Below are 21258 nucleotides of genomic sequence, written 5' to 3'. Positions count from 1 at the left end.
CCCGAGGGGTGTCTGCGCTGGAAAGACCAACGGGGAATCCACTCACCGGCACCGACGAGGCCCTGGCCCTCCACCGCCGGATCAACCGGACCGCCGCCGACTATCCGCGGGACAGCTCGGTGCCCGCGCTCTTCGCCGCGCGCGCCGCCCGCACACCGGACGCGCCCGCCGTGGTGCAGGGCGAGCGCGCGTACACCTATGGGCAGCTCGACCGGCTCTCCAACCACCTCGCCCACCGGCTGCTCGCCGAGGGCTTCGCCCCGGGCTCGACCGCCGGGGTGTGTCTGGCGCGCTCGCCCGAGCTGATCGTGGCGCTGCTCGCGGTGCTGAAGTGCGGGGGCGCCTATCTTCCGTTCGACGTGGGCTGGCCCGACGAGCGGCTGCACGGCCTGTTCACGGACGCCGACTGCCGATGGGTGCTGACCGACCGCCACGAACAGCTGTCCCGGCGGCTTGGTGAGTGCCAAGTCCTGGCGGTGGAAGGCGAGTTGGCCGGGTCCGCGTCCGCGCCGGCGGTCGACGTGGACGGCGGCTCGCTCGCGTACGTCAACTTCACCTCCGGCTCCACGGGCCGCCCCAAGGGCGTGGCCGTCCGCCACCGCAGCATCGCCCGGCTCGTCCTGGGCGCCCGCTTCGCCCGGCTGGAGCCGGACAGCCGGGTGCTCCAGCTGGCGCCGGTCACCTTCGACGCCGCGACCTTCGAGATCTGGGGGCCGCTGCTCAACGGCGGTACGTGTGTGCTCTACCCGGAGGGCCTGGTACGGCTCTCCCGGCTCGGGCGGGTCGTCGACGAACACCGGGTCACCGTCGTCTTCCTCACCACGGCCCTGTTCAACGCCCTGGTCGACGAGGCGCCGGGCGCCCTCGACGGGACCGAGACCGTCCTGATGGGCGGCGAGCTCCACTCGATGCCGCATGTGGCGGCGGCGCTCGAACGGTACGGGCCGGGCCGCCTCGTCCATGTCTACGGGCCCACCGAGGCCACCACCTTCGCCACCTACCACCCCGTCGACCGGCTGGTCCCCGACTCGGGGCTGCTGCCGATCGGCACCCCGATCCAGAACACCCGGCTCTATGTGATCGACGGCGACACCCTGTGCGAGCCCGGCCGGACCGGCGAGATCTGTCTGGCCGGGGACGGGCTCTCACCCGGCTATGTGGGCATGCCGGACCTCACCGCCGAGCGGTTCGTGGACCGGGTGGTCGACGGAACCACCGAACGGCTCTACCGGACCGGCGACCACGGCACCCTGCTCCCCGACGGCTCGCTGGTCTTCCAGGGCCGCGAGGACGACCAGGTCAAGATCAACGGTTTCCGCATCGAGCTGGGCGAGGTCGCCCACCACCTCGACCGGCACCCCTCGGTCCGGCGCAGCCACGTGACCGTGAGCAGCGCGCGCGGCGAACGGGCCCTGGTGGCCTTCGTGGTGGCCGACGACCAGTCCGTCACCCCGGCCTCCCTGCGCCACCATCTGCGGACCCGGCTGCCCGCGTACCTGGTCCCGGCCCGCATCCACCTGTGCGAGGCGCTGCCGCTCACCGCGACCGGCAAGGTCGACGGCCGTGCGCTGCTCACCGCGTACGAGACCCACACCCCACCGCCCGCCACCCCGGCCGCCCTGCCGGTGGCCTCGCGGGACTGACCGTACGGAGGAGATGACCATGACGTCCCAGGACTCCCAGGCGGCGCTCGGCACGCCGTCCATGACCGCGACCGAGGAGGCGATCGCCGAGATCTGGCGCGGTCTGTTCGGCATCGGCGAAGTGGCCGTCGAAGACGACTTCTTCGAGCTCGGCGGCAACTCGCTCACCGCCATCAAGTTCCTCTCCCGGGTCGAGGAGCGCTTCGCCGTCGACGTGCTGCTGCCCGAGACGCTCTACGAGGACGCCAGGCTGAGCAGTCTGGCCAAGGCCGTCGACGAGGCGATGGCGTAGGCCCGCCGTGCGCCCCCCACCCCGCGCCGCCGCGCCGCCCCGGACCGCGGCGGGCGACCCGTTCGCCCGCTTCCACGGCGACTCGGCGGTCACCACCCGGCTGTTCTGCTTCCCGTACGCGGGCGGCGGCACCCAGGTCTTCCGCGGCTGGCAGTCCAGGGTGCCGCCGGGCGTCGGGGTGACCGGCATCCGGCTGCCCGGGCGGGAACAGCGCTTTCGCGAGCGGCCCTTCGACGCCTGGCCGCAGGCGCTCGGGGCGCTGGCCGAGGCGCTGGCCCCGCAGACCGCGCTCGGGCCGTACGCCTTCTTCGGCCACAGCCTGGGCGCCCGCCTCGCGTACGAACTCGCCCACCGGCTCACCGCGGACGGCCACCGCCCGCCCGAGCTCCTGGTCGTCTCGGCGTGCCGGGCGCCCGGCGTCACCCCGCGCACCCCGCCCATGCACACCATGGACGGACCCACCCTGCACACCAGGCTGCGCGAGATGAACGGCGTACCGCCCGAAGTCCTCGCCAGCCGCGCCCTGATGAGGCTCCTGGAGCCGGTGCTGCGGGCCGATCTGAAGCTCGCCGAGACCTGGGAGCCGTCACCGGGGCGGATCGCGGCGCCGATCCTGGCGCTGTGCGGCGAGGACGACGACATCGACCCGTACGAGGACATGGTGGCCTGGAAGCACCACACCAGCGCCGAGTTCGCCATCCGGGCCTTTCCCGCCGGGCACTTCTTCCTGCGCGACGAGGAGGAGGCCGTGCTCGCCACGATCTGCGGACGGCTCGGAGGTGTGCGGTGACGGACCCGCTGAGCAGCCCCTCACCCCATCTCACCCCGGTGCACGAGGAGTTCCGCGCCTCGGTGCGGACGTTCTTCCGCAAGGAGGTCGTGCCGTACGCGGCGGAGTGGGAGCGGCGGCGCGCGATGCCCCGGTCGGCCTGGCACGCCTTCGCCGCCGAGGGGCTCCTCGGCCTCAACCACCCCCCGTCCGTCGGCGGCGCCGGGCTCGACTTCTTCCACTCGGTGGTCTTCCTGGAGGAGCTGGGCCGGGCGGGCTTCGGGGGAGTGCGCTTCGCGGTGGCGCTGCACGCCTATATGGGCACCAGCTACCTCGCCACCAATGGCTCGCCCGAGCTCCAGCAGCGCTATCTGCGCCCGGCCGTCGCGGGCGACCTGATCGCGGGCCTGGCGATCACCGAGCCGCAGGCGGGCTCGGACCTCGGGCGTCTGGCCGCGACGGCCGTCGAGGACGGCGACCATCTGGTGGTCGACGCCGAGAAGCGCTTCGTCGTCAACGGCGGCTTCGCGGACTTCTTCGTGACGGCGGTACGCACCGGGAGCGCCCCGCTCCGCTCCAGCCAGGGCAATCTCACCCTGCTGGTGGTGGACCGCGCCGCCGAGGGCGTCCACGTCCTGCCCAACGACTCCATCGCCTGGCGGGCCTCGGGCATGGCCGACATCAGTATGCGCGGGGTGCGGGTGCCCAGGGAGAACGTGATCGGCCGCCGCAACTCCGGCTTCGTCCAGATCATGAAGAACATGCAGCTGGAGCGGCTCGCGGCGGGGATCTCGGCGGTCGGCGACGCGGCCAACTGCCTGGACACGACCTGGAGATACCTCAAGAGCCGGGGCATGTTCGAGTCCACGCTCAGCGCCAAACAAGCCGTCCGCCACAAGATGGCCGATCTGCTCACCGAGGTCGAGGCGGTCCGCCAGCTCGCCCACCACGCCGCCTGGAGCTACGCCCGCGACCCACTGTCGATCACCGCCTGCTCGATGGCTAAGCTCAAGGCCACCGAAGTGGCCCGGACCGTGGCCGAGGAGTGCCGCCATCTGCACGGCTCCGAGGGCTTCCGGGAGGGCGCGCCGATCGTCCAGACCGTGCATGACGCCCAAGCCGCCACCGTCGCCGCCGGAGCGAGCGAGGTCATGCGCGACATCGTCGTACAGAGCGGATACGAGGAGTTCCAGTGACCACGTCCGAGACGGAGGCGACGAGCGCCGGCGGCCCACCGGGCCACGAACCCGAGCCGGGACGGTCAAGCCTGGCGTCCGAGCTGGTCAGGGCAGGGACGGTCGGCCTGATCGCCGCGTTCGTGGGGTTCTCCAGCTCGTTCGCGATCGTCCTGGAAGGGCTCACCCGGGTCGGCGCCGACCGGGCCGAGGCGGCGTCCGGTCTGATGGCGCTCTGCGTCGCGATGGGCGCCTGTGCGATCTTCCTCAGCCTGCGGCTGCGGATGCCGATCAGCGTCGCCTGGTCGACGCCGGGCGCGGCGCTGCTGGCCGGCGCCGCCTCGGTCGACGGCGGCTTCGCGGCCGCCGTCGGCGCGTTCCTGGTGACGGCCGCGCTGATCGTGCTCACCGGACTGTGGAAACCGCTCGGCCGCTGGGTCTCGGCCATCCCCAAGCCGCTGGCCAACGCCATGCTCGCGGGAATCCTGCTGCCGCTGTGCCTGGCCCCCGCCAAGGCGGTCCAGGAGAAGCCGGCGCTGGGGCTCGCGATCGTCGGCGTCTGGGCGGTGGTCGGCACGTTCAAGAAGCTGTACGCGGTCCCGGCCGCGGTCGTCGTCGCGGTGGTCCTGATCACCGCGACCACCCATATCTCCGCCGCCGACCTCGGACCGCTGTGGCCGAGGCCCGAGCTGGTCACCCCCCACTTCACGGCGGCGGCCGTGATCGGCATCGCGCTGCCGCTGTACGTGGTGACGATGGCGTCGCAGAACATCCCGGGCATCGCGGTCCTCAACGTCAACGGCTACGAGCCCGAGCCGGGCCCGCTGTTCGGCTGGACCGGCGCCTTCGGCCTGGCGTCGGCGCCCTTCGGCGGCCACGCGGTCAACCTCGCCGCGATCACCGCGGCCCTGTGCGCCGACGAGAACGCGGGCCCCGACCCCCGCAAGCGCTACCGGGCCGCGGCGATCGGCGGTGGCGCCTACATCCTGCTCGGCCTGGGCGCGGGCGCGGCCGTCGCGTTCGTGGGGGCCGCCCCGCCCACGCTGATCGAGGCGGTGGCGGGCCTGGCGCTGCTCGGTGCGCTCGGCAACTCGCTGGTGGGAGCGGTGACCGACCCGGGCGACCGGGAAGCGGCGGTGGTCACGCTGGTGGTGACGGTGTCGGGGGTGCAGTTCTTCGGGATCAGCGGCGCGTTCTGGGGGCTGCTGGCCGGGGGTGCGCTGTACGCGGCGAAGAGGCGGCTGCCGGTGAAGTGAGGCGGACGCGCGAAGTGAGGTGAACGGGCGAAGTGAGGCGAACGGGGCTCACGCTTCTCCGAAAAGCTGCGCCTCTATCGCCTCGTTGTACTTCTGGAGCGCGAACTCCTGCGTACCAAAGCAGTGTTCGTCGTTGGCGCCGCTGGTCAGTCCGATCTGGATCTCGCGGTAGATCTCCAGGTCCTCGTACTGCACCTGATAGGTCAGCTGCCGGTTCTCCTCCCACTGCTCGACGCTGCCTTCCCGTACCGAACCCTTCGGCACGATGAGACGCAGTTTCACGAGCGTACGGGTCGGGCCCAGCGGGTGGCTGGTGATCCAGAGGAAGTGGTCCGACTGGTGGAGCACCGTCTCGTTCGGGAAAATGGTGTGGATCACGTTGGCGACCGAGAGCAGGCGCCGCTCGCTGCGTTCCGTCCTGGTGATGAAGTTTATCGAGCGCTTCGGCAGGATCGAGCGCAGATGCGGGCCGAACGAGTCGAAGAAGAACGTGCTGTTCTCGAAGAGCGGGTTGGCGCTCTTCGCATGCAGGAACGGGAAGTGGTAACCCTCCAGCGTGCCTTCGACGACCAGCTTCCAATTGATCTCCCACTCCTGGCTCTCGGCGCCGTAGATCTCGTACGAGGAGAGATCGAGATCCGCGATGTCGGGCCGGAAGTCGCCGAGGAAGGCGTCGAGGTCGGCGCGGCCCGGATTCTCCTCGGGCATCAGCCAGACGAACCCGTACGCCTCCACCGCCGCCAGCTCCACCAGATTCCGCTTTCCGCGCTCGACGCCCGGGAAGCAGTGCGGGCTGGGGATCGCGGCGAGGGTGCCGTCCAGGTCGTAACGCCAGGCGTGATATCCGCAGGTGAACTGTCTGCGTTCGCCGTAGGGGTCCTTTTCCAGGCGGGCCCCGCGGTGCCGGCAGGCGTTGAGGAAGACATGCGCCACACCGTCCTGGTCGCGGCTGACGAGCAACGGCCTGCCGAAATGCTCCAGGGTGGCGAAGGTACCGGGAGAGGGAATCTCCGAGCCGTGCACCAGCATCGAGGGCAACTTGGTGAAAATACGGTCGAGTTCCGCCTGGTACCACTGCGGTGAGTGATAGCGGTCGACGCTGACCCGGGTGTCCGAGTCGGTCAGCGGGAGTCGCTTGTCGCGAAGATGCTCCAGGGCACGGTCAAGGATCCGGAGTTCCTCGTCGCGATCCATCCGCCAACTCCCTCCACGTCCCGCCGTACGGAACGGTGGTGATCATCGGAATGAGGTCTGGGTGCGCCGAAATTCTATCGGGGTTCCTCTGGGGTGACGAGCCTGTTCAATGTCAAAAAGTGCGCGGTTGAACGGCAGTTGTGCCGTCGGGGATTTCACCGTAGAACAGCGGGACAGCGGAACACCCTGCGGCCCGACAGGAGTGCCCGGACGTGACGCAATTCGTACTCGCCGGATCCGCCGCTCCTCCCACCGGACGGTTCCTCCTCGCTCTCGCCGTCATTCTCGCGGTGGCCTACGCCCTGGCCCGGCTGGCCCAGCGGGTGCGACAGCCCGCGGTGATGGGCGAGATCGTCGGCGGCATCCTGCTGGGCCCGAGCCTGCTCTCGCTGGTGCCGGGCGACCTGGAAAGCCGCCTGGTCCCACCCTCGACGCTGCCCTACCTCCAGTTGCTGTCCCAGCTGGGTCTGGTGCTCTTCATGTTCGGCGTCGGCTACCAGTTCGACCTCGCGCATCTGCGCACTCCCACGGCGAAACGGCAGGTGGCGGCGGTCTCGCTGACCTCGGTGGCGCTACCGTTCGGCTTGGGCGTGGGCCTCGCGTACGGGCTCCACCCCTGGCTGCGCACGTCCGAACTCAAGACGACCGGCACGCTGGGCCCGGCGCTCTTCCTCGGCGCGGCGATGTCCATCACGGCCTTCCCGGTCCTCGCCCGCATCCTGGCCGAACGCGGGCTGTACAAGGACCCGTTGGGCGCGATCTCGCTCGCCTGCGCGGCCGTCCAGGACTTCCTCGCCTGGTGCATCCTGGCGGCGGTGGTCGTGGTGGTCCGCGCGAGCGGCCCGTGGCCGCTGGCCCGGATGGCCCTGGAGTCGGCGCTGCTCCTGGCCGCGCTGGTCCTGCTCGTACGGCCGGGTCTCGCCTGGCTCCTCGACCCGGCGCGCCCGTGGGCGGGCGGTCCCGCGCTCACCCACGCCGTCCTGGTAGTCGGCGTCCTGCTGACCGCCGTCGCCACGGACGAGATCGGCCTGCACGCCGTGTTCGGCGCGTTCGCCTTCGGCGCGATCGCCCCGCACCGCCAGATCGACGAGACGGCTCCCCAGGTCCCCGAACGCATCGAGCAGACCAGCCTGCTGCTCCTGCCGGTGTTCTTCACCGTCACCGGCATGTCCGTGGACATCTCGGGCCTCGGCGCCCGCGGCCTGCTCATGACGGCGGCGGTGGTGGTGACGGCCTGCGTGGGCAAGTTCACCGGCGCCTTCGGCGCGGCCCGCCTCACGGGCGCGAGTCCGCGCGAGGCGACGGCCCTCGGAATCCTCCTGAACTGCCGGGGCCTGACCGAACTGGTCATCCTCAATGTGGGCCTGGGGCTGGGCGTCATCGACACACGGCTGTTCACGGCGATGGTGTTGATGGCGGTGATCACCACGTTGATCACGGGGCCGTTGCTGGATCGGGTGAGGGCGCAGGAGCTTTCGGCCGTGAGTGGGGCGGCAGTGGACCGTTCGCTGCACGACGCGGCTTGAGGGGACAACCAGCCTCCGAGCTCGGGTCGAAACCCTGCCCCACGCCCGTACGCGCACTGCCGCTCCGGTCGCGGATCGCCCTACGATCGCTACTCCGCGTGAAAGGGGGCTCGGTATGGCGGCAGGCGGATCGGCGGCACGGCGGGCGCAGGAGGCGCGCCGGCAGGAACGGCTGTTGCGGGAGCAGTGGCAGGCGGCTCGCCGTGAGGCGCGTCGGTGGGAAGCGGCGAGCGAGGGTGAACGCCGGGTCGCGGCACAGCTGTTGATGCTCACCGAGCGTGGGTGGCGGTTGCTCGTGGACCGCCGGTGGCCCGGGACCCGCACCGCCAACGTGGACATGCTGCTGGTAGGCCCCGGGGGCGTTTTCGTCATCGACGTAAAGAACTGGCGTTCCGCTCCCGAGGTCTCGGACGACAAGCTCCGGGCGGGGGGCGAGCCGCGGGAGGAGCACGCGGCCAAGTTGCTCGCGGTGACGAAGACCGCCGAGAGCGCGGTCGCCTCGCTGGGGTTGTCGCCGGTGGCGGTCCAGCCGCTCATGGTCTTCGCGGGGCAGCGGCTCGACACCGGCTTAGGCCGCATCCGGCTTCTCGGCGAGCGTGAGGTCGGCCCGGCGCTCCTGGCGGAGTGTCGCAGGCTGCGTACCGAGTCGGTCCGCGCGATAGCCGACCACTTGGAACGGGTCTTTCCCGACTACGAGCGGTCAGCGGTCACGCAAGGTGACCCGACGGAGTCGGAGGGGTCTCAACCAGCCGCACTCGATGGCCTGTTCGACCTCGATGGCTTACGGGAAGCGGCCCTGGAGGAGGCGTTACGGGCTCCCATCGAGCAGTGGATGACCTTTCTCCACCCTGATCAGGTCGCGCTGGTACGCCGCAACTGGTCGGGTCCGGCGCGGATCAGCGGCCCGGCGGGAACAGGGAAGACGGTCGTGGGACTGCACCGCGCCGCCCATCTCGCCAGGCGCACGGGCGACCGGATCCTGTACGTCACGTACGCCAACAACCTGCCCCGAGTGCAGGGAACCTTCCTCAGGACCATGTCCCCGGCGGTCGCGGACCGGGTGGAATTCCGCAGCCTGCACTCCTGGGCGCAGGAGTTCCTGCAAGGCCGCGGCGTCCCGGTGCGGTTGCACGGGGACAAGGCCGAGACCGCCTTCAGCCTCGCGTGGAAGCACGTGGGGCGCGACAGCCGACTGGCCGAGATCGACCCGGCACCCGGCTACTGGCGCGAGGAGATCGACCACGTCATCAAAGGCCGCGGCATCACGGCTTTCGAGGAGTACGCGACCGTTCCCCGGCGCCGGCGCAGGGCGATCCTGCGCCGCCCGCACCGGGAAGCGGTGTGGGCGCTGTACGAGGCGTACGAGTCGCTGCGCACCGAGCGCGGCGTGCAGGACTTCAACGACGTCCTCTCACTCGCCCTGACAGAGGCGACGCGTCTACCGGACCGGCTCCCGTACGCGGCCGTCATCGTGGACGAGGTCCAGGACCTCACCCTCGTCGGCGTGCGGCTCCTGTACGCCCTCGTCGGCGATGCCCCCAACGGGTTGCTCCTGGTCGGTGACGGCCAGCAGGCCGTGTATCCCGGCGGGTTCCGCCTGTCCGACGCGGGGATCGACATCCGCGGCGACCGTGGCCAGGTGCTGCGGACCAACTACCGCAACAGCAAACCGATTCTGGACGCGGCACTCGCGATCGTCGCGGACGACTCCTTCGAGGACATCGACGGCATGCGCACGTCCGGCCGCCGTGATGTCGACCTCACCTACTACGACGGTCAGGTGGTCCGCGTCGCCATGCCGACCGAGGACGCCCACGACCAGGCGCTTCTCGATGCCCTGGGCGCCCTGCCCGACGGCGCGCGAGCCGACGCCGCCGTCCTGTGCTCCTCCATGCGGGCCATCGGCCACTATCAACGCCTGCTCACTCGTGCGGGGATCCCGACATGCCTCCTGGAGCACTACGACGGCCGTCCCGTCGACGCCGTCAAGCTGGGCACCTACCGCAGAGCCAAGGGCCTGGAGTTCAAGCACGTGTACCTGCCCCAGCACGACACGGCCCTGCCGGCCGGAACGTCGGCGAGCGGCCCCGAAGCCGCCGAGGCGCCCGCAACGGCACGGGAGCGTGACGAGCTGCTGCGCAGCCAGCTCTTCGTCGCCATGACCCGGGCGCGTGATGTGCTGTGGCTGGGGAGCGTGGCGCGACCCCGGACCCCGCCGGAGAGACGCCCCCTGTTTCGATAGGCTCGCCCCCGTAAGCGCTGGATAAAGGGATGTACGGGGGCATAACGTGACGGATCATCAGCAGCATGCGGTCCGTGGGGACGGATCGGGCGGGGGCGGTACGGGCGCGGGGGTGTTTCAGGCGTTGGGGGAGGACGATCCTCGGTCCGTCGCCGGGTATCTGCTCAGCGCTCGGCTCGGGGCCGGGGGCATGGGCAAGGTGTACCTCGCGTACACGCCCGGCGGGCGGCCCGTCGCGATCAAGGTGATTCGGCCCGAGTTCGCCGAGGACCCCGACTTCCGGCGGCGGTTCCAGCAGGAGGTGCGGGCCGCGCAGCGGGTGCAGGGGCTCTACACCGCCCCGGTGGTCGACAGCGACACCGACGGGGCGCGGCCCTGGCTGGCTACGGCGTACGTCCAGGGGCCCTCCCTGCACGCGGCCGTCGCCGCGCACGGGGCGATGCCCGTGGGAACCGTGCTGCTGCTCCTGGCCGGGATCGCCGAGGCGCTCCAGGCCATCCACCAGGCGGACATCGTCCACCGCGACCTCAAGCCGTCCAACGTGCTGCTCGCCGTCGACGGGCCGCGCGTCATCGACTTCGGCATCGCCCGGGCCGCCGACGCCACCGCGCTCACCGGTACCGGCGTCAGCGTCGGCACCCCGTCGTTCATGTCTCCCGAGCAGGCGGCCGGGACCAGCTGCACGGCCGCCACCGACGTCTTCGCCCTCGGCCAGATCGCGGTCTTCGCCGCGACCGGCGCCGCCGCCTTCGGCGACGGGTCCTCGCACGCGGTGCTCTACCGGATCGTGCACGAGGAGCCGGACCTGTCACGGCTGCCCGACGAGCTGCGGGAGATCGTCACCGCCTGTCTGAGCAAGGACCCGGCGCAGCGGCCGTCCCCCGCCCAGGTCATCGAGATGTGCGGCCGGGCGTCCCAGGACCCGGCGCTGCGCCGCCCGGAGGGCTGGCTGCCCTCGTCGTACGCGGCCGACCTCACCCAGGCGGCGGCCCCTACGCCCCCGCCTGCCCCTGCGCCTGCGTCGGCCCACACGCCGGCCCAGTCGGCCTCGGCCGCCCCGGCGCCCTCGGACGCCCCGCCGGCGTACGTGCCGACGCAGGCCGCCCCGCAGACGCCCCCGCCCGCGTACGCGCCCACGCAGACGGCCCAGACGCCTCCGCCCGCGCACGCGCCGACGCAAGCCGCCCCGCACACGCCCCCGCCCGCCCAGGCCGCCGCCGCGCCCCACACGCCGAGCCCGGCGCAGCCGCCGACCCAGCCCGCGTACGCGCACCCCGTACAGCCGCATCCCGTACACCCGCACCCCGTCCCTCCGGCGTCGGCGGGCGGGTACGGGTACCCCGCTCCCGCCCCCGCGACCGGTCATCCCGCGACCGCGACCGCCACCCCGCCGCAGGCGCCCCGCAAGCGCAAGCGTGTCGCGCTGGTCGCCGCGGCGGCGGTCGTCGGCGCGCTCATCGGCGGTGGCGCGTACGTCGTGGGGCAGGCCTCCGGCGGCGACTCCAAGGCCGCCAACAGCAGCGGCAAGGGCGGCGGCAAGAGCAGCAGCAAGGGTGACAGCAAGAACAACGCGTCGTCGCATCCCGGCGGCGCGGCTGCGGGGACGGGCGCGGGCAGCGCGCACAGCAAGGCCCCCTCGCAGCCGAAGGCGGCCGTGTACAACGACATCAGCATCCCCATCGACTACTCCGTGAACTTCGCCGACGAGCCGCCCCGGCCGCTGAAGCAGGACGTGTTCTACCAGGGCGACTTCGGCTACGCGTCCGACATCGTCAACGGGTCCGCCCTCGCCACCAACCAGTCCAAGAACACCATGGCGCTGCTGGACGCGGGCGAGCCCGGCTCGCTGGACGGCTGCCGCGCCAACACCCGGTACACCACGTCCATCCTCAAGGACAAGCTGAGCAAGGGCTCCCGGATCTGCGTGAAGACCGGGGCCGGGCACTACGGCTTGGTCACCGTGCTCGGATTCGCGCCGAAGGAGTCACCGAGCCAGTTCGTCGAGGTGGACCTGACGGTGTGGCGCAACGCGGTCACCTCCTGAGCGCCTCCCCTCGGGCCTCACGCCGTGCTCAGCGGATGCGCCGCCGTCGCCGAGCGCGGCGGCCACGCGCGCGGAGCCAGGATGCCGAGGACGTAGGCGCGGGCGACGAGGGCCGGTCGGGTCGCGGCGCCCAGCAGCTCCCGCAGTCGGCTGAGGTGGTAGTCGACCGTCTGCCGGGACAGCTTCAGCGACGTGGCGATGTCGCCGTTGGTGCTGCCCGCCGCCAGCAGCGAGAGGATGCGGATCTGCGCGGCCGTGAGGGACGGATGGGCCTCGTGGGCGAGGCTCTGGTGGGTGACGACCGCCCAGACGTACCGGGCGCGCGCGGCGGAGTGGCCGACCGTCGTCAGATGGACCTGCGCGCGGCGCTGGCGCCCCTGGGTGTCCAGGAGCACCGCGCACGTCTCCAGCCGTCTGGTGCGCCGCGCTATCAGGCTGTTCCACCTGCGGTGCAGCCGGTCGAGCCCCGGGTCGGGGGCAAGCAGGGTGTGCGCGCGGCGGCCCACCAGGTCGGGCAGGCTGAGCCGGAACAGCTCGGCGGCCGCCGCGCTCGCCTCGACCACGCGCCCGTTGGCCGACAGCAGCGCGCAGGGCAGACCGCTGTGGTCGCGCAGCGCCTGGAGGCTGTCCTCGGCCTCCTGCCACTGGACCATGGCGCGCAGGCTGTCGGTGATGTCCACATAGATCCCGGCGACGCAGGTCCGCGCGTTCTCCCGGACGGGGAACCGGTGGCCCACCGCCCGGCCCGCGCTGCCGTCCGGGCGCCGGTAGTCGAGCGTGTGGCGCACCGGCGCCCCCCGCCGCAGGATCTCCTGGTCGAGGGCGCGGAACCGGACGGCCTCGGCGGGCGCGTCGAAGTCCTCGATGTACTTGCCGACGAGCTCGTCCGGAACCGTGTCGTAGAGGTGCGCGTAGGCGTGGTTGGCCCACAGATAGCGGCCGTCGCGGTCCCGGAGGAAGGCGGCGGCCGGGGCGAGGTCCGCGAGGCCCGCGAAGGCGGCGTACCGGCGCGGGGTCCCGGGGCGTTCGTCGTCCACAGCAGTCCCTCCGTTCCTGAACAGCCCGTACGCCACTGCTTGACGCACAGTCACTTCGCGATGGGTATCCCGTCCCGATCCCGCGCATGCTCGCTTCTCGGCCGAAGTGGCGGCCCCCGCAAGTCCCCACGGAATATCCCCGGTGCGACAAAAAGGTCGGCAACTCAGGCATTTGCCTGAATACCCAGCGCCCCAGGCGGCGTTGTGCGCTCCGCTCGCGTGGTCCCCTTGAGTGTGCGGGTGAACACGCCCCGACACGGATCCTGGGGAGATACGGGATATCCCCGGGTGATACGGGAGATACGGCAGGTTCCCCGCGCCCGGCGCGCACCAGCCGGACCGTACGTACGACGACGACACGCACCACACGTATGACATGAACCGCGCGTACGGGCCCGGACGGATCCACACGGACCTGCACAGACCCACACGGACCTACACGGACGAATGGAGACGAACTTCAGTGAGCAAGGTGCTGTTAGTGCATGCCAAGGGTGGTCCGCCGCTCGGTCACGTCCTGTCCCGGGCGGCCGCGAGGGCGGAAGTGCACCTGCTGGCGCTCAGCGCTCTTCCTCCCGTCGTCGCGGGCTCCGCCCGCAGACTGTGCGCCTCCGTCGACACGCCCTCCGACGCCCCGAGCCGCGACCTGGTCTCCCTGATCGTCTCGCGGGCCCGGGCGGTGGGCGCGGACGCGGTGCTCACCTTCTCCGAGTACGCGGTCGTGGCCGTCGCCGAGGCCTGCGAGGCGCTCGGTCTGGCGGGCACCGGCCGGGCCGCCGCGCTCGCCCGCGACAAGCGGCTGATGCGGCGCACCTGGCGTGAACACGGCCTTCCGCAGCCCGAGTTCCGCTCCGTGGCCACCGAGTCGGACCTGTACGAGGCGGCCGCCTCCCTGCCGTTCCCGCTGCTCCTGAAGGCGGCCTGGAGTGCGGGCTCCACCGCGCACCAGATCATCCGCTCCCCGTACGAGGTCTCCGCCGCCTGGCGCCGCTCGCGCGAAGTGATGGCCGAATCCGCGCAGTTGGGCTACGCGGAACTGCATGTGGCCGAGGCGCAGGGGCACTACGTGGTCGAGCAGATCGTCACCGGCACCGCCTCCGAGTGGTTCGACGAGCCCGGCTGGGGCGACTACGTCAGCGTCGAGGGCGTCGTCGCGGACGGCACCTTCCACCCGGTCTGCCTCAGCGGCCGGATGCCCACGGTCGAGCCCTTCACCGAGCGCGCGGGCATCACCCCCGCCCCGCTGTCCCAGGACGCCCAGGACCGCGTCGTGGCGCTCGCCCGGCAGGCCGTCGACGCCCTCGGCCTGCGCGACTGCGGCACCCACACCGAGATCAAGCTCGGCGCGGACGGCCGCATGTGGCTGATCGAGACGGCCGCCCGGTTCGGCGGCGCGATGACCGTGCCGCAGATCGAGGACGTCTTCGGGCTCGACCTCGTCGGCATGCTCGTCGACCACCTCCTCGGCCGCCCCGTCGAATGGCCGGAACACGCCCTCACCCCCGACCGGGCGCGCGGCGCGGCGGGCTCCCTCGTCGTCCTCGCGGTCGACGGCCGGGGCGAACCTTGGCACGACCGCAAGGTCTGGGACCCGGCCGCCGTCAAGGACGTGACGCTCAGCCGGGGCAGCGAGCTGTCCGTCGTCGCGGAGAGCTCGCTCGCCGACGGCGAGGTGGTGCCGGTGTACGACCCGGCCGCGGGCGCCAACACCATGGCGGGCCTGTGCCTGCTCTCGGCCACCGACGCGCGGACCGTGCTGCGCGACTTCGAGGCGCTGGTGGACGCCCTGCCCCGGGTACTGCCCGCCGCGCGACCCGAGGAGGTCTCCGTATGACCGCGCCCCTGCTCACCGCCGCCGCCGAGCGGGCCGCGGACCGTACGGTCGTCGGCGAGAACCTCTCCCTGCCGCTCTTCCGCACCCTCTCCGGGGTCCTGGCCGGCCACCCCTACCTCAAGGTCGTCGTCGACCGCGCCGAGAACACCTGGCACCTGCTCGACACGGCCGCGCACCCCTTCCACGTCAACTACGTGGCCACCCGCGTCCTCGGCATGGACCTCGCCGAACTCGACGCGGAGCTCGACGCCTTCAACGCCTCCGTCTACATGGACCCCGACCGCCGCTTCCTGCTCGGCGTGCTCTCCCTGCACACCGACCGGGACCCGGAGGGCCGCGAGCGCACCTTCCTCGTCCTGGAGACGACCGAGGCCGACACCATGAACGGCGAACTCCTCGCGTACTTCTACGAGTTCGTACGAGCCCGCGTCGACGGCCGGCTCCCGGTGCTGCTCAAGCCCGCCAACCACGGCCAGGAGGAGGAGCTGGCGGCGATCAGCGAACGCCGGGTGCCGCGCATCCTCAGCCACGAGCTCTTCGGGTCGAGGACCCGCACCCCGCTGAACCCCGGCGAGGTCACCGGACGGCTGCGGTACTTCCGCACCACCGAGGAGTACGCGGCCGCCGAGGCCGAGCTCGGCTGGGCGGACATCGTGGCCATGCCGTGCCTGCCGGACGACGTGCCCCGAGTGGCCGGATTCCTCAACACCGCCCCCATCACCCCCCTGTCCCACACCAATGTGCTGGCCTCCGGCTGGGGGATACCCAACGCGATCGTGCGCGATCTGGACCAGCTCGTCGAGAAGGACGGCCTGGACGGCGCGTGGGTGCGCTACCGGGTGGGCGAGGACGAGATCAGCCTGGAGCGGCTGGAGCACGAGCCGGAGCTGCGGGCCCCGGCCTGGCACCAGCAGCGCATCCGCCTCGAACCTCCGCTGCTCGAAGACGCCCCCGTGCTGTCCCTGCACCGGCTGCGCGCCGCCGACCGCGACCGCTACGGCACCAAGGCGGCCAACCTCGGCGAGCTGCACCACGTACTCGACAGCCGCACCGCCGACCTCACCGCCTTCTACGGCCGGCCGCGCCCGCCGCGCGAGGACCTCTACGGCCACCTCGCCGCCCGCCTCGGCCTCGACGCCCCCTCCACCGCCGAACTCCGCGCCAAAGCGGCCGACTTCGTCGCGGCGACGGTCGGCGCCCCGGAGGGCGTGGCGCTGCCCTTCGCGCTCCAGCAGCACTTCCTCGCCTCCTCGCCCGCCATCCAGCAGGGCATCGGCAAACTCAAGATGGCGCTCGAACTCGACGCCACCGAGGTCCTGGACCCGCTCTGTCTGCAACTCCAGCAGCTGATCCGGCACACCCCCGTCCCCGAGTCCGTCACCCGCCGGATCAGCCAGGCCTTCTCCGTTCCCCCGGCCGCCGGCGGCCGCCTGGTGGTGCGCTCCTCGTCCAACGCCGAGGACCTGCCGGGCTTCTCCGCGGCCGGGGTCTACGACTCCGTCACCACGGTCCACGGCACCGGCGAACTCCTGGACGCGGTACGCCAGGTGTGGGCCTCCCTGGTCTCCCCGCGCAGCGTGCGGCTGCGCCACCAGGTCGGGATCTCGCTCGACGACACGTACATGGGCGTGATCATCCAGGAGTACGTGCCCGCCTCCCTCGGCGGCGTCCTGGTGACCTGCGACCCGACCCGGCGCGAGGACTTCCGCAACGTCTACCTCAACTGCTCGCCCGGCTCCCCGGAGCGGGTGGTCGAGGGCTCGGTGCTGCCGCAGCAGTATCTGTACAACACGGTGGAGGGCGGCGGCCGTACCGTCGCCCTGGGCTCGTGGGGCGACGGGCTGCCCGCCGCCACCCGCGCCCGGCTCGCGGACCTGTCCCTGACCGGACGGCTCCTCCAGTCCCACTTCAGCGGCTCGGACCTCGGCGGCGCCGACGTCGACCAGCCGCTGGACATCGAGTGGCTGATGACCGAGCGGGGCGACTTCCGGCTGGTCCAGATCCGCCCGTACGCGCTGTGAGCCCGGCCGCCACGGGCGCGCGCACCGCCCTGACACCCACCGCGCGCCGCGTGATCCGCCTCAACTACGGCTTCCAGCTGCTGTTCAACCTGCTGTGGTGGATGCCGGTCTTCTACGCGTACCAGAAGCAGGCGGGCCTCTCGGACAGCCAGATCTTCGGCATCCAGAGCATCTACTACGTGGCCTTCTGCCTGTTCGAGATCCCGACCGGACTGATCGCCGACCGGATCGGCACCCGCAACTGCCTGCGGGCCGGCGCGGTGGTGATGACGGCGGCGAACCTGGCGCCGGTGCTCAGCGCCTCGTACGCGGGCTTCCTCGTCCACTTCCTCGCCATCGCCCTGGGCCGCTCGCTCACCTCCGGGGCGGCGAGCGCCTATCTCTACGACGGGCTGCGGGCCGAGAAGTGCGACGAGCACTATCTGAAGGCGGAGGGCACGGCCCGGGCGCTGGGCCTGGCGGCGAAGGTGGTGTGCTGGCCGCTGGTCGGCCCCCTGATGGCGGTGGCGCACGCGGCCCCGTACGTCCTCAGCGCCGCCAGCGCCGCGGGCTCCCTGGTCTGCGCGGTGGCGCTGCCGCGGCTGGGCGCGCGCCCGGGGGAGCCGGACGGCGGGCGCCGAGGGGGTGCGTTCCTGCGTGACGCGGGCTCCGCACTGCGCTGCGTGGCGTCCTCGCGGTGGCTGGCCCTGGTGATGGTGCAGGGCGTGGCGGTCTTCACGCTCTCCCGGATCTGCCAGGTCAACCTCTTCCAGCCGATCCTGCTGGACCACGGCGTCGGGGAGGCCTCGCACGGCTCGGTGCTGGCGGCGATGACGGTGGCGGAGGCGGTGGGCTCGGCCCGCCCGCAGTGGCTGAGCCGCCGCCTGTCACCGGTCGCCTGGGTGTCGGTCCTCAGCCTGGCGCTCGCGGGCACGCTCGCGGCGATGACGCTCGGCGGGCCGTGGGCGGTCGTCGCCCTGCTCTGCCTGTTCGCCGCGGCGACCGGCTTCGCGTACCCGGTCCAGCGCAAGCTGGTGAACGACGCGGTACCCGCCGACGCCCCGCGCGCCACGCTGCTGTCGATCGAGAGCATCGTGGACCGCGCGGTGTGCGCCCTGGCGGCGATCGCCGTGGGCGCGTACGTGGCGGCGGGCCGTCTGGACGCGCTGCTGTGGCAGAGCGCGCTGGCGACGGCGGTACTGCTGGGGGCGATCCAGCTGTTGCTGCGGAGCGGGGTGGTGGTGGCTGCGGGGGAGCCGGGGGTGTCGGGGGATCCGGGGGCCCCGGGGTTGCCAGGACCGCCGGGGGCGGCGGAGGGCCAGGAGACCGGTGAGGCGGTCGGGTCGAAAGGGGGAGGTGTGCGGGGGCGAGGGCCGGGCGGATAGACGGCGGAACGCACATTTCGGTCATTGGGTATAAAAAGTCCGCCAGTTAGCGGGCCTGGCGGCGACCGAGGAGTTCGACGAGCCCGACCGGGAGGAAGGTGGGCCGGTGGGACTGCCCCACCTGGTAGGGCACATAGCCCACCGAGGCGGCGACGGCGACCTCCTCGGCCGTCTCCGCCTGGTAGACGAGCCGGCAGCGCCCCGAGTCGGCCTTCGCGCGCTGCCACAGGACGGGCGCGGGCTTGCGTTCGGCGTCGGTGCGGGGTGTGAGGACACGGTCGCCGAAGTCCCGCCAGGCGAAGGGCGCGGAGCCCCGCCACGCGGCGTCGACCTCGTGCTTCAGCCGGGCGGCGCGCTCGGCGTCGGTCGTCCCCCACGACGGCGGGACGTTGGTGATCAGTCCGACCTTGATGTGGCGCTCGCGCAGGGCGCGCAGATAGGAGGCCGCGCCCGGCTGGTACCCGATGCCGCCGTCGTCGGCGGTGTGGACGAGGGTCTCGCCGAGGTCGAAGTAGACGACGGGGCAGCCGGAACCCGTACGCGCCTCGGGTACGGCGGCGCTCGCCGGGGTGCAGAGCACGGCCGAAGCCAGGAGGGCACCCACGAGGAGGCCCGCCCGGCCCCAGCGGGTGGAGACGGATCCGATCATGGCGAGGACACCCTTCTCGTGGCACACCGGCCCCACGAGGATGCACGATGACCGGCCGAAGGGATACGGGTCGGACACCCATTGATCTGCGGGCCGGACCCTCATGATCTACGGATCGGACCTCCACGGTCCGACGCGGTACGGCTCGCCTCAGACGAGTTCGGGCCGCGGTTCGAGCCGGGCGGCGGGGGCGGCCAGGGGTTCCCATCCCCTGATGGTCCGCAGATAGCGGTAGATGACGGAGAGCATCGCCAACAGGACAAGGGGCCCGAAGACCCAGGGATGGGCGGCCATCTTCATGGGCAGCCAGCGGTACGAGAGCAGGAGCGCGGCGAAGACGGCGGCGCCATGGGCGACCAGCTGGATTCCGGCCCGGTCCCAGCCGCGGTCGAACGTCCGCACAGCCGCCTCGACGGTGAGCGCGAAGACGACTCCGGCGACGAGGTCCACACCGTAGTGATAGCCGAAGCCCAGGGTGGCGGTGAGGGTGGCGACCAGCCAGAAGGTCCCCGCGTACCGCAGGAATGCGGGCCCCTTGCGGGAGTGGATGAAGATCGCGGTGGCCCAGGCCGTGTGCAGGCTGGGCATGCAGTTGCGCGGGGTGATGTCGTCGTACGGGACGGGGTGCGGGAGCGTGATCGGCGGCGGGGTGTGCGGCCAGAGGTTGGCCACGGCCCACTCGACGCCGCCGGTGCCGGAGGCGCCGGGCCCGTAGGCGAAGACGGGCCCGACGACGGGGAAGATCATGTAGAAGGCGGGCCCGAGAAGACCGATCACCAAGAACGTGCGCACGAGGTGGTGGCGGGGGAAGCGCCGCTCGGTCGAGACGTTCCGCAACTGATAGAGGGCGACGACGACAGCGGCGACGGCGAGCTCGCCGTAGACGAAGTGGAGCAGACCGGAGCCGATGGAGCCGGTGGCCTCGACGGCGCGGCCCACCGCCCACGACGGGTTGCCCAGGGCGTGGTCGGCCATGGCCACGTAGGGGTCGAGCACGGTGGGGCGGGTCTTGGAGGTGATCAGCAGCCAGGCGTCACCGGTCTTGCGCCCGGTCACCAGCAGCAGTCCCAGCCCGACGCCCTTGAGCAGCAGCATGCGCTCCGACCCGGTGCGCCGGGTGACCGCGATGACGGCGCACCCCAGCATCACCCACAGCGCCCCGTTGCCGAACGCCTGCCCCTCGGGCACCTCGGCGCCGGCGGCCCACCGCCCCAGCACGAAGACGAGGTCGATCCCGATCGCCGCACCGAGCGCGATGAACCGCTCCCGCCAGGTGAGCACGACCATCATCAGCCCCAGCCCGCCGTAGAGCGGCCCCGGCTTGGGCGGCAGGAACACCTCCCGCACCTGAAGCGTGATCGGCCCCGCGGTACCGGCGTACCGCCGCGCGACGACCTCCACGGCAACGAGAAACCCGAGGGCCACGACCCCGGCCACGGCCCACAGCACGAGACGCGGCTGCCGCCACCACGCCTGACGCGGCTGAGCGAGCTCGCCCCCGCGCTCTGTTCGGGCTATTCGGGAGGAGGACGTTTGCGGATCTATAGGTATCAATGGTTTGGCCGATGTGTTAGACGCTGTGCGGGCGGATCACCCCCGGTTCGGGAGGGCGATGTGGGCGTACCGAGGGTCGATCATGCCATTGGGGCGGGGTGCGGCCGTTCCTGGGGGAGAGGAACGCGGTGATCATTCCTGCTCCCTTGGGGGCCGGCGGGGCGAGCTGAGATGATCAGCAGGATCGTACGGATGAACGCAGAGGCGGGGGAACATGATCGGTCTGGCGCTGCTCGGTGTCCTGGCGCTCACGGTCGGCGGGTGCGTGTGCGTGGTGTGGGCGGAGCGCGGAGGTCCCCGCTGGGTCCGAGTCGTGGCGACCCTGACGCTCACCGCGGGCGAACTGGTGCGCCGCGCCCACAGGAACCGGAGCCGGAGCGTGAACAGGGGCACCAGCGGGGACGACTAGGAACGGAGAACGGGCCTTCCCGCTTCCGCGACGGTCATCGATTCCGACCCGCCCTGACGGGTACGTGGTTCGTGTACGCGCATGCGAAGCGTTCCTCGGATACAGACAGCCGGAACACGGGCCCCACCGGCGTCGTGCTCCACGTGTAGGTCGAACCCCAGCGGTCAGCTGGATTCGGTGGGACTGCTTCCACTTCCCACCCTTGACAGTCACGTCCCGTTGACCGGAGTATCACTGCCGTGAACCTGT

The 21258-nt window shown here is 71.8% G+C and carries 16 protein-coding genes; 12 read left to right on the top strand and 4 right to left on the bottom strand.

The annotated features are described in order from the left end of the window. The first annotated feature begins 8 nt into the window (after nucleotides 1–8). From ABD236_RS17290 to ABD236_RS17270, 5 genes are read left to right on the top strand one after another with little or no spacing between them, the layout of a single operon-like run. A complete protein-coding gene (locus ABD236_RS17290) occupies nucleotides 9–1643 on the top strand; it encodes an amino acid adenylation domain-containing protein (RefSeq protein WP_344074622.1) in 1635 nt (544 codons plus the stop codon). A gap of 19 nt (nucleotides 1644–1662) precedes the next feature. Continuing rightward, nucleotides 1663–1935, top strand: a complete 273-nt coding sequence (locus ABD236_RS17285; RefSeq protein ID WP_344074621.1) for a phosphopantetheine-binding protein — start codon at nucleotides 1663–1665, stop codon at nucleotides 1933–1935. Nucleotides 1936–1942: 7 nt separating this feature from the next. Next, a complete protein-coding gene (locus ABD236_RS17280; RefSeq protein ID WP_344074619.1) occupies nucleotides 1943–2725 on the top strand; it encodes a thioesterase II family protein in 783 nt (260 codons plus the stop codon). Further along, nucleotides 2722–3900 carry an acyl-CoA dehydrogenase family protein gene (locus tag ABD236_RS17275; RefSeq protein WP_344074618.1) on the top strand — a complete coding sequence of 393 codons (1179 nt, stop codon included), beginning with the start codon at nucleotides 2722–2724 and terminating at the stop codon, nucleotides 3898–3900. The genes ABD236_RS17280 and ABD236_RS17275 overlap by 4 nt, the downstream gene beginning before the upstream one ends. Next, on the top strand, nucleotides 3897–5135 hold the full coding sequence (locus tag ABD236_RS17270) for a benzoate/H(+) symporter BenE family transporter (protein ID WP_344074617.1): 1239 nt from the start codon (nucleotides 3897–3899) through the stop codon (nucleotides 5133–5135). The genes ABD236_RS17275 and ABD236_RS17270 overlap by 4 nt, the downstream gene beginning before the upstream one ends. Nucleotides 5136–5183: 48 nt before the next feature. On the opposite strand, the gene ABD236_RS17265 is transcribed toward ABD236_RS17270, so the two are convergent. Continuing rightward, nucleotides 5184–6329, bottom strand: a complete 1146-nt coding sequence (locus ABD236_RS17265; protein ID WP_344074615.1) for an aromatic ring-hydroxylating oxygenase subunit alpha — start codon at nucleotides 6327–6329, stop codon at nucleotides 5184–5186. 212 nt (nucleotides 6330–6541) lie between these two features. On the opposite strand from ABD236_RS17265, the gene ABD236_RS17260 reads away from it, so the two are divergent. The 3 genes from ABD236_RS17260 to ABD236_RS17250 all read left to right on the top strand — a co-directional run bounded on the left by ABD236_RS17260 (nucleotide 6542) and on the right by ABD236_RS17250 (nucleotide 12141). Next, the gene (locus tag ABD236_RS17260; RefSeq protein WP_344074614.1) at nucleotides 6542–7855 is read left to right on the top strand and encodes a cation:proton antiporter; all 1314 of its coding nucleotides are present in this window, start codon (nucleotides 6542–6544) and stop codon (nucleotides 7853–7855) included. 115 nt (nucleotides 7856–7970) lie between these two features. Further along, nucleotides 7971–10097: a nuclease-related domain-containing DEAD/DEAH box helicase gene (locus ABD236_RS17255; protein WP_344074613.1), complete on the top strand. Its 2127-nt coding sequence runs from the start codon at nucleotides 7971–7973 to the stop codon at nucleotides 10095–10097. A gap of 124 nt (nucleotides 10098–10221) precedes the next feature. Continuing rightward, entirely contained in the window at nucleotides 10222–12141 is a 1920-nt protein-coding gene (locus ABD236_RS17250) for a serine/threonine-protein kinase (RefSeq protein WP_344074612.1), read from the top strand. Between the two features lie 17 nt (nucleotides 12142–12158). Here the strand turns inward: ABD236_RS17250 and ABD236_RS17245 are convergent, their stop codons facing one another. Next, nucleotides 12159–13178: a PAS domain-containing protein gene (locus ABD236_RS17245; RefSeq protein ID WP_344074611.1), complete on the bottom strand. Its 1020-nt coding sequence runs from the start codon at nucleotides 13176–13178 to the stop codon at nucleotides 12159–12161. A gap of 481 nt (nucleotides 13179–13659) precedes the next feature. Here ABD236_RS17245 and ABD236_RS17240 point away from each other — a divergent pair, with 481 nt between their 5' ends. Genes ABD236_RS17240 through ABD236_RS17230 form a run of 3 tightly spaced genes read left to right on the top strand, consistent with a single transcriptional unit; the run spans nucleotide 13660 to nucleotide 18397 of the window. After that, nucleotides 13660–15012 (top strand): ATP-grasp domain-containing protein, encoded by a 1353-nt coding sequence (locus ABD236_RS17240; protein ID WP_425543891.1) that lies wholly within the window; start codon nucleotides 13660–13662, stop codon nucleotides 15010–15012. After that, nucleotides 15009–17033 carry a PEP/pyruvate-binding domain-containing protein gene (locus ABD236_RS17235; protein ID WP_344074609.1) on the top strand — a complete coding sequence of 675 codons (2025 nt, stop codon included), beginning with the start codon at nucleotides 15009–15011 and terminating at the stop codon, nucleotides 17031–17033. The genes ABD236_RS17240 and ABD236_RS17235 overlap by 4 nt, the downstream gene beginning before the upstream one ends. Beyond that, nucleotides 17030–18397, top strand: coding sequence for an MFS transporter (locus ABD236_RS17230; protein WP_344074608.1), 1368 nt, complete (start codon nucleotides 17030–17032; stop codon nucleotides 18395–18397). The genes ABD236_RS17235 and ABD236_RS17230 overlap by 4 nt, the downstream gene beginning before the upstream one ends. A gap of 46 nt (nucleotides 18398–18443) precedes the next feature. On the opposite strand, the gene ABD236_RS17225 is transcribed toward ABD236_RS17230, so the two are convergent. Beyond that, nucleotides 18444–19046 carry a hypothetical protein gene (locus ABD236_RS17225; RefSeq protein ID WP_344074607.1) on the bottom strand — a complete coding sequence of 201 codons (603 nt, stop codon included), beginning with the start codon at nucleotides 19044–19046 and terminating at the stop codon, nucleotides 18444–18446. A 150-nt stretch (nucleotides 19047–19196) separates the two neighbouring features. Next, a complete protein-coding gene (locus tag ABD236_RS17220) occupies nucleotides 19197–20495 on the bottom strand; it encodes a phosphatase PAP2 family protein (RefSeq protein WP_344074606.1) in 1299 nt (432 codons plus the stop codon). A 319-nt stretch (nucleotides 20496–20814) separates the two neighbouring features. On the opposite strand from ABD236_RS17220, the gene ABD236_RS17215 reads away from it, so the two are divergent. Beyond that, complete coding sequence (locus ABD236_RS17215; RefSeq protein WP_344074605.1) at nucleotides 20815–21009, top strand: hypothetical protein; 195 nt, start codon at nucleotides 20815–20817, stop codon at nucleotides 21007–21009. Nucleotides 21010–21258: the final 249 nt, after the last annotated feature.

It is taken from the genome of Streptomyces crystallinus (genome assembly GCF_039521265.1).
Taxonomy (GTDB): domain Bacteria; phylum Actinomycetota; class Actinomycetes; order Streptomycetales; family Streptomycetaceae; genus Streptomyces; species Streptomyces crystallinus.
The sequence above is the reverse complement of the archived record's forward strand: the minus strand, read 5'-3'. Positions and strand labels throughout refer to the sequence as shown.

Excerpts from the sequence above, each read along its gene's own strand:
- ABD236_RS17265 (WP_344074615.1), bottom strand. The coding sequence starts at position 6,329 with ATGGATCGCGACGAGGAACTCCGGATCCTTGACCGTGCCCTGGAGCAT.
- ABD236_RS17235 (WP_344074609.1), top strand. The coding sequence starts at position 15,009 with ATGACCGCGCCCCTGCTCACCGCCGCCGCCGAGCGGGCCGCGGACCGT.
- ABD236_RS17285 (WP_344074621.1), top strand. The coding sequence starts at position 1,663 with ATGACGTCCCAGGACTCCCAGGCGGCGCTCGGCACGCCGTCCATGACC.
- ABD236_RS17255 (WP_344074613.1), top strand. The coding sequence starts at position 7,971 with ATGGCGGCAGGCGGATCGGCGGCACGGCGGGCGCAGGAGGCGCGCCGG.
- ABD236_RS17215 (WP_344074605.1), top strand. The coding sequence starts at position 20,815 with ATGATCGGTCTGGCGCTGCTCGGTGTCCTGGCGCTCACGGTCGGCGGG.
- ABD236_RS17225 (WP_344074607.1), bottom strand. The coding sequence starts at position 19,046 with ATGATCGGATCCGTCTCCACCCGCTGGGGCCGGGCGGGCCTCCTCGTG.